Origin of the sequence: Nocardia transvalensis (assembly GCF_015477765.1) — a bacterium.
Taxonomy (GTDB): Bacteria; Actinomycetota; Actinomycetes; order Mycobacteriales; family Mycobacteriaceae; genus Nocardia; species Nocardia transvalensis_A.
Genome location: NZ_JADLQQ010000016.1, coordinates 41,623 through 56,330, shown reverse-complemented (window position 1 = coordinate 56,330; position 14,708 = coordinate 41,623). Strand labels below are relative to the sequence as shown.

At 68.6% G+C, this 14,708-nt stretch carries 16 protein-coding genes; 7 read left to right on the top strand and 9 right to left on the bottom strand.

Annotated elements, in window-relative coordinates; all coding sequences use genetic code 11:
• The first annotated feature begins 2 nt into the window (after positions 1-2).
• The 4 genes from IU452_RS35130 (at position 3) to IU452_RS35115 (ending at position 2,426) form a co-directional block, all read left to right on the top strand.
• Complete coding sequence (locus IU452_RS35130; RefSeq protein WP_195113567.1) at positions 3-1,088, top strand: PLP-dependent cysteine synthase family protein; 1,086 nt, start codon at positions 3-5, stop codon at positions 1,086-1,088.
• An 88-nt stretch (positions 1,089-1,176) separates the two neighbouring features.
• On the top strand, positions 1,177-1,398 hold the full coding sequence (locus IU452_RS35125) for a helix-turn-helix domain-containing protein (protein ID WP_025353045.1): 222 nt from the start codon (positions 1,177-1,179) through the stop codon (positions 1,396-1,398).
• Positions 1,398-2,000 carry a Clp protease N-terminal domain-containing protein gene (locus tag IU452_RS35120; protein ID WP_195113566.1) on the top strand — a complete coding sequence of 201 codons (603 nt, stop codon included), beginning with the start codon at positions 1,398-1,400 and terminating at the stop codon, positions 1,998-2,000. The genes IU452_RS35125 and IU452_RS35120 overlap by 1 nt, the downstream gene beginning before the upstream one ends.
• Before the next feature lie 36 nt (positions 2,001-2,036).
• Positions 2,037-2,426 (top strand): phage holin family protein, encoded by a 390-nt coding sequence (locus IU452_RS35115; protein ID WP_195113565.1) that lies wholly within the window; start codon positions 2,037-2,039, stop codon positions 2,424-2,426.
• A gap of 8 nt (positions 2,427-2,434) precedes the next feature.
• On the opposite strand, the gene IU452_RS35110 is transcribed toward IU452_RS35115, so the two are convergent.
• Positions 2,435-3,304 (bottom strand): 1,4-dihydroxy-2-naphthoate polyprenyltransferase, encoded by an 870-nt coding sequence (locus IU452_RS35110; protein ID WP_195113564.1) that lies wholly within the window; start codon positions 3,302-3,304, stop codon positions 2,435-2,437.
• Positions 3,305-3,401: 97 nt separating this feature from the next.
• Between IU452_RS35110 and IU452_RS35105 the strand changes: the two genes are divergently transcribed.
• Complete coding sequence (locus IU452_RS35105) at positions 3,402-6,860, top strand: AfsR/SARP family transcriptional regulator (protein ID WP_195113563.1); 3,459 nt, start codon at positions 3,402-3,404, stop codon at positions 6,858-6,860.
• 50 nt (positions 6,861-6,910) lie between these two features.
• Here the strand turns inward: IU452_RS35105 and IU452_RS35100 are convergent, their stop codons facing one another.
• The 8 genes from IU452_RS35100 to IU452_RS35065 form a co-directional block, all read right to left on the bottom strand.
• Positions 6,911-7,753, bottom strand: a complete 843-nt coding sequence (locus IU452_RS35100; protein WP_416382396.1) for an ABC transporter permease — start codon at positions 7,751-7,753, stop codon at positions 6,911-6,913.
• The gene (locus IU452_RS35095) at positions 7,750-8,766 is read right to left on the bottom strand and encodes an ATP-binding cassette domain-containing protein (protein ID WP_195113562.1); all 1,017 of its coding nucleotides are present in this window, start codon (positions 8,764-8,766) and stop codon (positions 7,750-7,752) included. The genes IU452_RS35100 and IU452_RS35095 overlap by 4 nt, the downstream gene beginning before the upstream one ends.
• Before the next feature lie 87 nt (positions 8,767-8,853).
• Positions 8,854-9,987, bottom strand: coding sequence for an o-succinylbenzoate--CoA ligase (menE, locus tag IU452_RS35090; protein WP_195113679.1), 1,134 nt, complete (start codon positions 9,985-9,987; stop codon positions 8,854-8,856).
• Between the two features lie 103 nt (positions 9,988-10,090).
• Positions 10,091-10,438, bottom strand: a complete 348-nt coding sequence (locus IU452_RS35085) for a DUF3349 domain-containing protein (RefSeq protein ID WP_195113561.1) — start codon at positions 10,436-10,438, stop codon at positions 10,091-10,093.
• A gap of 18 nt (positions 10,439-10,456) precedes the next feature.
• Complete coding sequence (locus IU452_RS35080) at positions 10,457-10,756, bottom strand: hypothetical protein (protein WP_195113560.1); 300 nt, start codon at positions 10,754-10,756, stop codon at positions 10,457-10,459.
• Complete coding sequence (locus tag IU452_RS35075) at positions 10,756-11,964, bottom strand: inorganic phosphate transporter (protein ID WP_195113559.1); 1,209 nt, start codon at positions 11,962-11,964, stop codon at positions 10,756-10,758. The genes IU452_RS35080 and IU452_RS35075 overlap by 1 nt, the downstream gene beginning before the upstream one ends.
• Before the next feature lie 108 nt (positions 11,965-12,072).
• On the bottom strand, positions 12,073-12,468 hold the full coding sequence (locus IU452_RS35070; RefSeq protein ID WP_195113558.1) for a VOC family protein: 396 nt from the start codon (positions 12,466-12,468) through the stop codon (positions 12,073-12,075).
• Between the two features lie 16 nt (positions 12,469-12,484).
• Complete coding sequence (locus IU452_RS35065) at positions 12,485-13,378, bottom strand: 1,4-dihydroxy-2-naphthoyl-CoA synthase (RefSeq protein ID WP_195113557.1); 894 nt, start codon at positions 13,376-13,378, stop codon at positions 12,485-12,487.
• 137 nt (positions 13,379-13,515) lie between these two features.
• Here IU452_RS35065 and IU452_RS35060 point away from each other — a divergent pair, with 137 nt between their 5' ends.
• Together IU452_RS35060 and IU452_RS35055 are read left to right on the top strand one after the other, a co-directional pair.
• Positions 13,516-14,172: a PaaI family thioesterase gene (locus IU452_RS35060; protein ID WP_195113556.1), complete on the top strand. Its 657-nt coding sequence runs from the start codon at positions 13,516-13,518 to the stop codon at positions 14,170-14,172.
• Between the two features lie 83 nt (positions 14,173-14,255).
• Positions 14,256-14,702, top strand: coding sequence for a DUF6918 family protein (locus IU452_RS35055; protein WP_195113555.1), 447 nt, complete (start codon positions 14,256-14,258; stop codon positions 14,700-14,702).
• Positions 14,703-14,708 lie beyond the last annotated feature (6 nt).

The following is a 14,708-nucleotide window of genomic DNA, read 5'->3' as shown; positions in this document are numbered from 1 at the left end:
TCGTGAAGTACTGCGATCGCAGTACTTCACGCGACTGGGTCGATAATGCGGTGCGGCTGATCGAGGCCGACGCCCAACGTAGCGCCGATACGCATCTGCTGCGCTACCCGCTGCCCCGCGAATGGGGTGTGCGGCTGTATCTGAAGGACGAATCCACCCATCCCACAGGCAGTCTCAAGCATCGGTTGGCGAGATCGCTGTTCCTGTACGGGATCTGCAACGGGTGGATCGGCGAGGGCACCACGGTCGTCGAGGCGTCGTCGGGTTCGACGGCCATCAGCGAGGCATATTTCGCGAGGCTGCTCGGATTGGATTTCGTGGCGGTGGTGCCGGCCAAGACCTCGCCGGAGAAGGTCGCGCTGATCGAGGCGCAGGGCGGGCGTTGCCATTTCGTCGAGCGGCCACCGGAGATCTATTCGGAGGCAGCGCGTCTGGCCGCCGACTGCGGCGGTCACTACATGGATCAGTTCACCCACGCCGAGCGGGCCACCGACTGGCGCGGTAACAACAACATCGCCGAATCCATCTACGGGCAAATGCTTTTGGAGGACCACCCGGTCCCGGAGTGGATCGTGGTCGGTGCCGGGACGGGCGGTACCAGCGCCACCCTCGGCCGATACATCCGCTATCGCCGCCACGCCACCAGGCTGGCCGTGGTGGATCCGGAGAACTCCGCCTTCTACGGCGGCTACGAGACCGGCGATGCGGGGTATCAGACCGGAATGCCCTCGCGGATCGAGGGGATCGGCCGCCCGCGGGTGGAGCCCTCGTTCCTCGGCACGGTCGTCGATCGCATGATCGAGGTGCCCGATGCCGCCTCCATCGCGGCCTGCCGGCATGCCAGCGCGGCCCTGGGCCGCCGGGTCGGCGGCTCCACCGGCACCAACCTGTGGGGCGCCTTCGCCCTGATCGCCGAGATGCTCGCCGACGGTCGCCCCGGCAGTGTCGTCACCCTGCTGTGCGACGGCGGAGATCGCTACGCCGGAACCTATTTCGACGACGACTGGGTCGCCCGCCAGGGCTTGGACCTGAGCGAACCTGCGGGCGTCCTCACCGAATTCCTCCGCACGGGAACCTGGCTCGGCTGATTCGGCCAACGGTTCGCTGGTGGTGAACGCCTTCCTCGACATGTCAATTTTTGTTGACGCGGGGCGAATGTCAACGTAAATTGACGGCATGAGTGAGGCAACGACGCTGGCGGCCGCCGCCGGCAGTCCGGATCCACAGGTCGGGCTGCGCGCGGTGCTTGCGCTGCGTCGGCTGCTCGAGCGATTGGAGGCGATCCAGGTGGCCAATGCCCGCAAGCAGGGCTGGTCCTGGCAGGCGATCGCCGATGCGCTCGAGGTCAGCCGCCAGGCGGTCCATCAGAAGTACAACCGGAGAGGCGGGATCCGCTGATGTTCGAACGTTTTACCAAATCAGCGCGCTATGCGGTCGTGAACGCGCAGGAGGAGGCGCGCGAATTGCGTTCGGCCACTATCGATGTCGAGCACGTGCTGCTCGGAATCCTGACCTGCCAGGACGACAAGCTGCGAACTACCTTGGCCGACAACGGCCTGACCGCCGAGGGGCTACGAGAGCAGCTGGCGCCGAAATATTCCGGAGAACCCCTGGGTGAAGAACCGCTGGGTGAACAGGATGCCGCCGCCCTGAGATCGATCGGCATCGATCTGGACGCGGTGCGCGAAAGCCTGGAGGCCACCTTCGGCGAGGACGCGCTGGACCGGGCGGTACCGGCCGAGGAGCGCAAGGGCGGCTGGTTCCGCCGCGGTGGGAGCATGGCCTTCGGACACATCCCGTTCACGCGGGAGGCGAAGAAGGTGCTGGAACTATCCCTGCGCGAGGCGCTGGCCCGCGACGACAAGAGCATCGACGCCGGGCACATCCTGCTCGGGGTCCTGCGCGCGCCGAACGAACGGACGCGCGAGCTGCTCGGCGGCGAGGACGGCATCCGGCAGTTGCGCCAGGCCGTGCACGACCTGCTCGACCGAGCGGCTTGATCGGTGCCCGGGCACAAAGATCGTTAGCATGGCCGCATGGCTCTCCTGCTCCGCCTGGTCATCAATGCCGTCGCCATCTGGCTCGCCGCCACCTGGGTGGACAAGATCGAACTGATCGGTCCGGAAGACAGCGGCACCGGCGGCAAGATCGTGGTGGTGCTGGTCGTGGCGCTGATCTTCGGTCTGGTCCACGCCCTTGTCCGGCCGATCGTGAAACTGCTGTCGCTGCCGCTGGTGATCGTCACCCTGGGCCTGTTCCTGCTGGTGATCAACGCCCTCATGCTCATGCTGACCGCGAAGATCACCGAAACCACCGAATACGGCCTGCGGGTGCACGGCTTCTGGGCCGCGGTGCTCGGCGCCATCATCATCACCCTGGTCAACTGGGTGCTGGGGGTGCTGGTGCCCGAGGGTGGCCGGGACTGACGGCTCGCTCAGCCGATCCCCAGCGCCACCGCGGTGAGGATCGACCACACCAGCATCGCCAGCCCGGTATCGCGCAGCGAGGGGATCAATCCCGGGCCGTTCTGCCCGCCCCGCACGGGTGCGTTGGAGCGCACCGCGAGCGGGATGGCGAGCAGTCCGGCCAGCGCCCACGGCGTGCGGACCACCAACAGCAGCGAGGCCACGAACGGCACCACCAGCAGCGCCAGATGCAGTGTGCGCGTGCGGGTGTCGCCCAGCCGCACCGCCAGCGTCGTCTTACCGGACACCGAGTCGGTGGGGATATCGCGCAGGTTGTTGGTGACCAGCACCGCGCTCGAGAAGGAGCCGACCGCCACCGCGCCGACCAGTCCGGCCCAGTCGATCCGCTGCGCCTGCACGAATTCGGTGCCCAGCACCGCGATCAGGCCGAAGAAGACGAAGACGGCAATTTCACCGAAACCGCTGTAGCCGTAGGGCTTGCGGCCGCCGGTGTAGAACCAGGCACCGGCCAGGCAGGCCGCGCCGATCAGGATCAGCCACCACGCGGTGGTGAACACCAGCACCAGACCCAATACCGCCCCGACCGTCAGGCTCGTGAGGGCGGCGGCGCGCACCGCGGCCGGGCTCGCCAGCCCCGACCCGACCAGCCGCAGCGGTCCGACCCGATTGTCGTCGGTGCCGCGGATCCCGTCGGAGTAGTCGTTGGCGTAGTTCACGCCGATGATCAATGCCAGCGAAACCAGCAGGCTCAGCAGGGCCTTCCACCACACCGCGGCGTCGAGCGAGGCGGCCGCGCCGGTACCGACCAGGATCGGGGCGATGGCATTGGGGAAGGTGCGGGGACGGGCTCCTTCGAGCCACTGTGCTGCGCTGGCCATGGTCGAAGCCTAATGCGCGCACAAGATTCCGCCACCGCCGCTATCGATAGTATTATTCCGATATATCGAAGTATTCCGACGGGGAGCACGGCGGACGATGGTGGAGGAGGCCCCGGACGTGGCAGGCCCGATGACCCTGCGACCGGTCGCCTACGATTGCGACGGCATGTTTCCTGAGCACAGCGGCTCCGCGGGCGCCGGAAGGACGAACGCTCGGCCGGGCGGGGGCGACGGTCCGGCCGCGGCTGCGCCGGTCCGGGTGGCCCTGCTGGGTGAGGTAGCGGTCCGCCGTGACGGTGAACTCGCCGCGGTGCCCGGTGCCCGAGCACGGCTGCTGATCGCCGCACTCGCCACCCATCCCGGCCGGAGCCGCAGCGCCCAGTCCCTGATCGACGACGTCTGGGGTGCACAGCCGCCGCGCGCGCCGATGAATGCGCTGCACACCCAGGTCTCCCGGCTGCGGTCGGCGCTGCCGGACGGGGTGCTCGAGATCGGCCCGGCCGGTTACCGGCTGTCGCTGGGCGAGGAGCAGGTCGATCTCACCCTGGCCCGTCGCCTGGAACGTCAGGCCCGCGAATTACATGCCGCTGGTGACGATCCCGGGTGCCTCGCGCTGGTGGCCCGGGCGCGGTCGCTGTGGCGCGGCGAGCCCGGCGCGGATCTGCCGCCCGGCCCGGTCGCCGACGAACTGGCCGAATCGGCCGCGACCCGCTGGCGGGCGCTCGACGAATTGGAACTGGCCTCCCGCGAGGCCGCGGGTGACTACACCGGGGCCGTGACGATCGCGCGCGGTATCGCCTCGGCCGAACCGCTGGACGAGCCCGCGCACGCCACCCTGATGCGATTGCTCGCCGCCGCCGGTCGCGGCAACGAGGCTCTCGACGTCTTCGCCGGACTGCGCGCGCGGTTGGCCACCGAACTCGGCACCGACCCGGGCCCCGCGCTGGTCAGGCTCAATGCCGCGATCCTGCGCGGTGAACCGGTCGAGGCCGGTCGCGCACCGACTTCCGCGCAGCGGGTGGACTCGGCCCGGCATGAGGTGTCTGCGGCCACCCGGCCATCGGAACCGGCGGTGTCGGCGATCGGTTTGCGGGCCGCGCCCAATCCGTTGCTCGGCCGCGACGCCGATCTCGACGCCCTCGAGAATCTGGTCGGGACCTCCCGTGTGACCACCGTGCTCGGGCCCGGCGGGACCGGAAAGACCCGCGTCGCCAACGAACTCGGACTGCGGGTGGCCGCGGAACTACCGGTCGTGCTGGTCGAACTGGCCTCGGTGCGGGCCGCCGCGGACACCGCCCGCGCCGAACTCGAAGGGGCCATCGGTGCCACCCTGGGAATCGGCGAAATAGCCCGCGACACCACCGCTTTGCGTGCCGGGCGCAAGATCGACTCGCGTCGGCGGCTGCGCGATGCGCTCTCGGCCCGGCCGATGCTGCTGATCCTCGACAACTGCGAGCATCTGATCGATGCGGCGGCCGAGGTCGTGGCCGATCTGATCGGCGCCTGCGATCAGCTCAGGGTCCTCACCACCAGCCGCGCTCCCCTGGCGATCACCGCCGAGACGGTATATCCGTTGCCGCCCTTGGCCATCGACGAGCACGGCTCACCGGCGACCGACCTGTTCGCCGCGCGGGCCCGCGCGGTGCGGCCGTCGGTGCGCCTGGATACCGAGGTGGTCGCGCGGCTGTGCCGCACCCTCGACGGGCTGCCGCTGGCGATCGAACTGGCCGCGGCGCGGGTCCGCACCATGGGCGTGGAGGAGATCGAGAAACGGCTCGAGCACCGCTTCTCCCTGTTGCGCAGCGGCGACCGCACCTCACCGGAACGACACCGCACCCTGCACGCCGTGATCGAGTGGAGCTGGAATCTGCTCGACGAGCCGCAGCGGATCGCGCTGCGGCGGCTGTGCCGATTCCCGGCCGGGTTCACCTTGGCCGCAGCGGAATTCGTGGTCGGCGGTGCGGATGTCGACGATGTCGTCACCGCGGTCGAGGGCCTGGTGAGTCAGTCGCTGCTGACGGTGCTCGAGGACGACAGCGGTACGCGCTATCGGATGCTGGAAACCGTGCGTGAATTCGGCGAGGAGCAGCTGACCGCGGCCGGTGAGGCCGACGAGGTGATGCTCCGAATGGTCGGTTGGGCACGGGATTTCGTCGCCGACATCAGTCGTCGATACACCTCCGGCGGGCAGCTCGAGGCGGTGCTGGCGGTGGGCGCGGAGCTGGACAACCTGACGACGGTGCTGCGCTACGCGGTCGACCACCGGGATGCGGAGACCGTCTACACCCTGTTTCCCGTGCTCGGCTTGGTCTGGGTGATGCGCGGCACGCATATGGAGCTGGCGGGCTGGGGGCAGCGGGTGCTCACGGTGGCGCCACCGGCGACCACACCCCATGGGATCGAGGCAGATCTGCGGGCGTGGACCTATGTGATGCTGGGCTCGCAAGCGATGGTCAACGACATCCCGCTGCGCGATTTCGCCAGGGTCCGGACATGGGCCCGGCAATTGCTGCATTCGGACACGCCGTTGACCCCCTCGGTCCGGTTCGCCACCGAACTGCTGGTCACCGAGCCCACACCCATGCGGGTGCTGCGCAAGATCACCGAGGGGGTTCGATCTCCGGATCGGGCGACGCGATGGTCGGCTCTGCTGCTGCGGGCCAATCTGCGGGAGAACGCCAGCGATGTGACCGGATCCCTGCGGGATTCGCTGCAGGCCCTCGAGGAAGCGGACCTCGCTGATATCTGGGGTCGCGCCATGGTCAGTCAGCATCTGGGCCAGCTGGGTGCTCAGACCGGACAGTACCGGGAGGCCGCGGACCATTACCGCCGTGCCGTGCACGGGCTGTATCTGCTGCGTTCGTACGACGAGAGTGTGGAGCTGCGCAGCTATCTGGCGGCGGCGCTGATCGGCGCCGGTGAGCTGGATCGGGCGCGGCAGGAATTGGAGATTGCGGCCGGATACGTCGACGGCGGGGCGCGCCCCGACGACCCGGTGCTGCGGCCCAATCACCGCCGGGCGGCCGTGCAGCACAGCTGGGCCGAACTCGCACTCGCCGAGGGCGATATCGACCGTGGGCTGCAACGCAGCCGCCGGGTGCTCGAGTTGTTCTCCTGGCCGATGCGCACGTCGAGTCCGGGGCCCGGCGATATCATGACCGCCGCCGGTGTTCTCGACGCCCATGTACTGCACGGCGGGATCGACCAGGTTCCCGAGCTGCCGCAGGAGCTGATCGAGACCACGGCCGAACGCCTCGGACAGTTCTTCGACCTGCCCCAGATCGGTGCGGTCGCCACCGCGATCGGCTCGTATCTGCTTGCCGAGCAAAAGTTTCCGGATATCGCGCGGGAACTGCTCGCCCTCGCGGCCAAGGTCGTCGCACGGGAGGACACTCCCTCGATGCAGCTGCATCGGCATCTGGTGCTGCACGGCGCGGCCACCTCGGAGGAACTGATGGCCGGGCCGCGGCAACGTGCCGCGCGCATCGGCCGACGCACCGCAGGTAAACGGATTCTGAAGCTCCTGCGGGAGATTTCGGGCCGGATGCACGAATGAACGTGTCCACCAACCGGGTTTCCCGGCCGGTGGACACGCTCGTGACGGAATCACGCCCGGCGCATGTACGCCCGGATGGCCAGCGGTGCGAAGATCGCGATCACGGCGACCGAACCGATCAGGCACCAGGCGATATTGCTGGTGTAGACGTTGCCGTTCATCAGCTCGCGGCTGGCATTGACCATGTAGTAGATGGGGTTGACCTTGTTCAGGCCCTGCAGCCAGCCGGGCATGGTGTTGACCTCGACGAAGGCGCCGGACATGAAGGTCAGCGGGAACATGATCATCATCGAGATGCCCTGCACCGCAGAGGCGCTCTTACCGGTGACGCCGATCAGCGCCCAGACCCAGCTGACCGCGAACGAGCAGAACACCACGATCAGCCCGGCCACCACGACACCGGCGACGCCTCCGGCGGGCCGGTAGCCCAGGATCAGGCCGACGGTGATGGTGAGCACGGTGGCCAGGCCGTAGCGCACCATATCGGCGAGCAGCGCGCCCGACAGCGCCGAAATGCGGGCGATCGGAAGGGATTTGAACCGGTCGAAGACGCCCTTGTCCATGTCCTCGCGCAGCTGGGTGCCGGTGACCACGGAGGTGAGCACCACCGTCTGCACCAGGATGCCCGGAATCAGAATCGGCAGGTAGCCTTCGACGCTCCCGCCGATCTTGCCGCCGAAGATATAGGCGAACAGCGCGGTGAACAGGATCGGCTGGATGGTGACGTCGAACAGCTGCTCCGGATTGTGCTTGATCTTCAGAATCCCGCGGTAGGCCATGGTGAACGAATTCGCCAGTGCCTGACGCAGATTGATGTGGTTGCTGACGTGGGGGATGGCGGCCTCGGCCGCATGCCGCGCGGTGGTGGTGGGCGCGGTGAGGGTGCTTGTCACGCCACGTTCCTCTCGGTGTCGGTGGTGTCGGTCGGGTCTTCGGCGCCGTGCCCGGTCAGCGCGAAGAACACCTCGTCCAGGCTCGGCTTGCTCACGGTGATCTCGTCGACACGGATGTCGTTGTCTCGCAAGCGGATCAGTAGGTCGGCGGTCACGCCGGGATCGTTCAGCGGTGCGGTGACCCGGCCCGCTTCGGGGGTGATGCTGGCCTCGACGAGTTTCCCGGCGGTGCGGGAGAGGAATTCGCCGATGAGGGTGCGGGCCTGCTCGATCCGGGTCGGATCGGCCAGGGTGATCTGCAGTGCCGACAGGCCGACCGAGGCCTTGAGCTGGTCGGAGGTGCCGTCGGCGATGACCTTGCCGCGGTCGATCACCGCGATCCGGTCGGCCAGCTGATCGGCCTCGTCCAGGTACTGCGTGGTGAGCAGGACGGTCGCGCCCTCGCGGACCAGACGCCGGATGGTCTCCCACATCTGCGCCCGGGTGCGGGGATCCAGGCCGGTGGTGGGTTCGTCCAGGAACAGCAGCGGCGGGGTGGCGATCAGGCTCGCGGCCAGATCGAGCCGGCGTCGCATGCCGCCGGAGAAATTCTCCAGGGGCTTGTTCGCCGCCTCGGTCAGCCCGAACTCCTCGAGCAATTCGGCCGAGCGGCTGCGGGCCTCGGCGCGGCCGAGTCCGAGCAGCCGGGAGAAGATGATCAGATTTTCGGTGGCCGACAGCTTCTCGTCCACCGAGGCGTACTGCCCGGTGACGCCGATGAGCTGGCGGACCGCCGTCGGCTCGGCCACCACGTCGTGACCGAAGATGCGGGCGCTGCCGCCGTCGGGCCGCAAGAGCGTGGCGAGCATGCGGATCGTGGTGGTCTTCCCGGCCCCGTTCGGACCGAGCACGCCGTACACGGCCCCCTGCGGCACCGCCAGGCTCACGCCATCGACGGCCCGCTGCTCCCCGAAGACCTTGACCAGCCCGTCCGCCTCGATAGCAAGAGCATCAGCAGGTGCAAAAGAACTCATGCACTCACTGTGCGATCCCCGACTTGCACGCCCCTTGCACCACCATTGCGCGGCCCCTTGCGTCCGCCGTGGCGGGCGAAAGAGGGGTCAGTGGGTGGACTCGGTCAGCAGGTGGTCGCGCAGGGCTATGCGGTCGGGCTTGCCCGGGCCGCGCATCGGGAGTTCGTCCAGGACGGCCAGTTCGCGGGGGGCGGCGATCGGGTCCAGTTCGGCGACTACGTGGTTGCGGAGTTCGTCGAGGGTGGGGATGGTGCCCGGGGTGGGCACGACCGCGACTGCCACCCGCTGGCCCAGGCGGTCGTCGGGCAGGCCCAGCACGACGACCTCGTTCACGGAGGGGTGGGTGGCCAGCACGGCCTCGACCACCTGCGGGATCACCAGTAGGCCGCCGGTCATGATGGCCTCGTCGAGGCGGCCTGTGATGCGTAGTCGGCCGTCTTCGTACACCCCGGCGTCCTCGGTGCGGAACCAACCGGGTTCGGCGAAGGCGGGATGATCGGGCAGGCCCCGGTAGCCCTTGGCGAGCATCGCGCCGCCCAGCAGCACCCGTCCGTCCTCGATCCGCACCTGCGCACCCGGCAGCGGGACGCCCTCGTAGACGCAGCCGCCGCAGGTTTCGCTCATCCCGTAGGTGCGCACCACGTTGATTCCCGCGGCGCGGGCGCGTTCGAGCACCGGCAGCGGGGTGGCGGCACCACCGACCAGCACCGCGTCCAGCGCGGCCAGCGCCTCCGCGCCCGCGGGCTCGTCGAGCGCCTTGATCAGCTGGGTGGGCACCAAGGAGGTGTAGCGTCGCGGGGCCGTCATCCCGGCGACGGCGGTCGCCAGCCCGCCCGGCAGGAAGCCGTCGGATACGTCGAGCACCACCGGTTCGGTTCCGGCGAGGATGCTGCGCAGCAACACCTGCAACCCGGCGATGTGATGGGTGGGCAGCGCGAGCAGCCACTGTCCGGGACCGCCGAGTCGTTCGTGGGTGGCATCGCCGCTGGCCCGCAGCGCCGCCGCGGTGAGCATGGCCCCCTTCGGGATGCCCGTGGTGCCGGAGGTGGTGACCACCAGGGCCACGTCGTCGTCGATCGGCTCGCCCGGGCGCAGCGCGCTCGACAGCCGGTGTGATTCGCGGCGGTCACCGGTCGGAACCGGTAGCCACGCCGGACCGTTGGCGTCCAAGGCTTCCCGAAGATGCGGCAGAACATCACCCACCGCGGCACCGGTGGGCATGGGAAGGGTCCGCAGGGTACTGCTCACGTTCGCGATCGTGTCATGTCAGGGCCGGCGACCCGCGCAGGGGTCCGTGCTCCCTTCGGTGGATGGGGATCAGGGATCAGTCGGACGTCGGTGTCGCCAGCGGCCAGCCGCCGGCTGCGAGCCGGGAGGCCACTCGAGCGATATCGTCCTCGCCGGGCTGTTCCTTGGCAACTCGGGCGATCGCTTCGGCGATCTCTTCGTGGGCGATGCGCTCGCCGCCGTCGCGCTCGCGGACGAGTTCCTCGACGATCATCTGCACCTCGTACTCGGTGAGGCGGCGGTGCAGCACCGCCAGCAGCGCGACGTAGTCCGACTGGGGGATGCCCTGTGGATAACCGGCCTTCAGCCAGCCGAGCACCTTGGCCAGCACCGACGGCGAGGCTTCCGGTTGGTCGGCGGGCGGGGTTGGTCGATCAGCGGTCACGGAGGGTCCTTTCGGCGGTCAGCCCTGCCCGAACAGGTGGATACCGAGGCGAGAGGCCAGAAAAGCCTTGGCGACGAACAACACACCGGTGACGACCGCGGCCAGCACCGTCGCGTAGCACACGGCGGCGGCCACCGCGGCGGCCCGTCGACGGGTGCCGGAACCCGCCACCGCGCCCGTACCGTCGGACACGCTGACGGCGCTGTGGGAATGGAAGCGCACCCCGAGGGCGAAGATCGCGGGCAGTCCGGCGCCGAATACGAGGGCCGCCAGCGTGACCCGCCCCAGCTCCTTCAGATCCATCAACAGTGTCTGCATCACGCTCTCCTGACCGATTCCGCACCGCGGGGCGCGACGTGCGGTGCGCCTTCCGGCTCGGCCGCCGACTCGTCGGTCCACTCGTCGTTGACATTCTGGGCATTCACGGGCGTGCGCCGCGACCGCAGATACATGAACCCGGCCAACACGACCAGCAGGGCGAAGACCACCAGAATGCCGGGGAATCCGCCGATCCCGTGGGCCAGCGCCCAGCAGATCGCGCCCACCAACCCGGCCAGCGGGAGGGTGAGCACCCAGGTGACCACCATCCGGCCCAGCACCGTCCAGCGCACCTCCGCGCCCGGGCGGCCCAGGCCGGTGCCGAGGATCGCGCCGGTCACCGTCTGCGTGGTCGACAGCGGCAGGCCGAAGTGCGCGGAGGTGAGGATGATCGCCGCACTCGTGGATTCGGCGGCCAGGCCCTGCGGCGGCGTGATGTCCACCAAACCCTTGCCGAGGGTGCGGATGATCCGCCAACCGCCCAGCGAGGTGCCCGCCGCGATGGCCACCGCACAGGCCACGATGACCCACAGCGGCAGCGGATCGCTCGGACCGAGCGAGCCGTAGGCGATCAGCGCCAGGAAGATGATGCCCATGGTCTTCTGCGCATCGTTGGTGCCGTGGGCCAGCGACACCAGCGAGGCCGATCCGATCTGACCCCAGCGGAACCCGCGATCGACCACGCGCTGGTCGCTGCCGCGGGTGAGGCGATAGACCAGCCAGGTGCCGACGGAGGCGACCAGGGCGGCCACCACCGGGGCGAGTACCGCGGGCACCACGATCTTGGTCAGCACGCCCTGCTTGCCGGCCGACCAGATCACCCCGCTCCAGCCCAGCGCCGCGATGGTGGCACCGATGAGCCCGCCGAACAGCGCATGCGAGGAACTGGACGGCAACCCGAACAGCCAGGTCAGCAGATTCCACAGAATGCCGCCCACCAGACCCGCGAATACGATCTCGAGCAGATCGGGACCACCGACCTCGTCGAGCCGGACGATGCCTTCGGCGACGGTGGCCGCGACCTCCACGCTGAGGAATGCGCCGATCAGATTCAGCGCACCCGACAGCACGACCGCGGACCGCGGGCCGAGCGCGCCGGTCGCGATGGAGGTTGCCATCGCGTTGGCGGTGTCGTGGAAGCCGTTGGTGAAGTCGAACACGAGCGCAGTGACGATAACGATGAGCAGAACGAATAGTTCGGCGGTCACGTCTCCAGTGTGCGTTATGGATCCGTTAACGCCATTGTCAGGCTCCTGTCGAGTCCCGCCCGGCGGGATGGTAAGGCGGCGTGGCGATGCTGTGGATTCGCTGGCGGCTCAGTCCCGCCACGGCCGGATATCGCGCCGCAGCGGGTGGTCGCCGGGGACCTCTACCAGCACGATCGGCACGCCGTCCGGATCGCGCAGCCACACCTCGATCAGCCCCCACGGCTCCTGCACGGGGGCGCGGTCGATCGCGATCCCGCGCAGGGCGAGCTCGGCAGCGGAGTCGGCGGCATCACGCACCTGCAGCCAGAGCGCGCCCGCGAAACCGGTGGGTGCGTCCTCGCGCCGACCGTGCGCCGCGAGCTCGATCAGCGACTGCCCGGCGAAGAACACGGTCCCGCCGGGATACTCCCGCGCGATCGCCAATCCCAGCCCGTCCCGATAGAACTCCAGCGTTCGCTCGTAGTTCGCCGGTCGCAAAATGACCCGGCTGCTGAGAATGTCCACCAGACCGAGCGTAGGGCTAGAAGTACCAGGGGAACGGAGACCAGTCCGGCGCGCGCTTCTCCAGGAATGCATCGCGGCCCTCGATCGCCTCGTCGGTCATATAGGCCAGGCGGGTGGCCTCACCGGCGAAGAGTTGCTGGCCGACCAGGCCGTCGTCGGCGAGGTTGAATGCATACTTCAGCATGCGCTGGGCCTGGGGGGATTTGGCGAGGATGTCGGCGGTCCACTCCAGGGCCTCGTCTTCGAGCCGCTCGTGGTCGACCACCGCGTTCACCGCACCCATCCGATGCATGTCCTCGGCGGTGTAGGGGCGGCCGAGGAAGAAGATCTCTCGGGCGAACTTCTGGCCCACCAGTTTTGCCAGGTAGGCGCTGCCGTAACCGCCGTCGAAGCTGCCCACGTCGGCGTCGGTCTGCTTGAACCGGGCGTGCTCGCGGCTGGCCAGTGTGAGATCGCACACAACGTGCAGGCTGTGCCCGCCCCCGGCGGCCCAGCCGTTCACGAGTGCGATGACCACCTTGGGCATGAATCGGATCAGGCGCTGCACCTCGAGGATGTGCAGCCGACCGGCGCGGGCCTTGTCCACGGTGTCGGCGGTGTCGCCGCTGGCGTACTGATATCCGCTGCGTCCGCGGATGCGCTGATCGCCACCGGAGCAGAACGCCCACCCGCCATCCTTGGGGCTGGGGCCATTGCCGGTGAGCAGGACCGCACCGACGTCCGCGGTCATCCGCGCGTGATCGAGCGCGCGGTACAGCTCGTCGACGGTGTGCGGCCGGAAGGCGTTGCGCACCTCCGGCCGGTCGAACGCCACGCGCACCGTGCCCTGTTCGACGTGGCGGTGGTAGGTGATGTCGGTCAGATCCTCGAAACCCGCGACGGGTTCCCACAGCTTCGGATTGAAAGTCACGCCAGCCATATTGGCAGTGCGAGGTCCCGGCCAAAAGCACGCCGGGAATGTGAGGGTGGGCACGCGCTGCTCCTGGGAGGGGGAAGCTACTAGCCAGTTACGTTGGACGGTGTAAGAACAGCGGCTACGGTGCAGGTATGAGTGATCGAGTGGAACCGGTTATCGACCGCAGCGCGATCGACGAGGACCGCTACGAGAAGCACGGCGGATTCCCCAAGGTTGTCGAGGCGAAGCCGGGGCCGAACTTCGGGCCCTTCGTGGAGGCCATGCGGGCGCTGCAGGACCTGGCGGTCTCGGTCGACTGCCCCGACGAGGTGTACGGCCAGGCACTCGACCGTGCGCGGCAGTTGATCGAGTTGCTCGAGCCCTACCGCGCGCCCGAACTGCAGGGCCCCGCCGGACGCGTGCCGAAGCTGCCCGGACGCGGCAGCCTGCTCATGCCACCCTGGGAGACCGTGGCGGCCGGGCCGACCGGAGTGCGCATGCGCGGCCGGTTCCGCCGTTTCCACCTGGGCGGCAACGGGGCCGTGCACGGCGGTGTGCTGCCACTGCTGTTCGACGACCTGTTCGGCTCGCTGGTGCACTACGCCGGACGGCCGATCAGTCGCACCGCCTTCCTGCATGTGAACTACCGCAAGATCACTCCGCTGGAGACTCCGCTCGAGGTCGAAGGCACCGTCGACCGCGTCGAAGGCCGCAAGACCTTCGTAAGCGCAAGGCTGCGAGACGAATCGGAAACGGTGCTCGCCGATTGTGAAGGACTCATGGTGCAGTTGCTGCCCTGGCAACCTTAACGGGTTGCTGAGTGTGCCGGGTTCGTCCGGTGCGTATAGTTGCGGTCGCTCGCTCATCGAAAACTATCCGGAGGAACCTGAAAGTGGTTGCTGCACTGTCTGAATCCCTGCTCGATGACGCCAAGCGCCCGGCCTTCCTCGCCGACGCCCAGCAGGTTCTGGAAGCGGAGGTGTCGGACAAAGGTGGGGCGTCCGGCCTGGCCGTGAAGGGTGCATACGCCGCGGCGAAGAAGGTCAGCCCGACCATCGTGTCCGACGCGCTGGAATCGTTCGTGCCCAAGTTCGTCGAGCGGTTGGAGCCGTACTGGGCGGAGTTCCAGGCCTCGGGTAACGGCCGGTTCGCCGATCTGCTCGTGGCCAAGCAGGACGAGGTTGCCGAGGCGCTGCTCGCGGTGACCGACGCCCGCGCGGAGGCCTCCTCGCGCCCGGCGCTGAAGAAGGCCTACTCCGCGGTGCGCTCCTCGGCGAAAAAGCATGTCGCCGAGGCCCTTCCGCGGGTGGGTGATCTCATCCAGAAGCACGCTGGATAATCGATG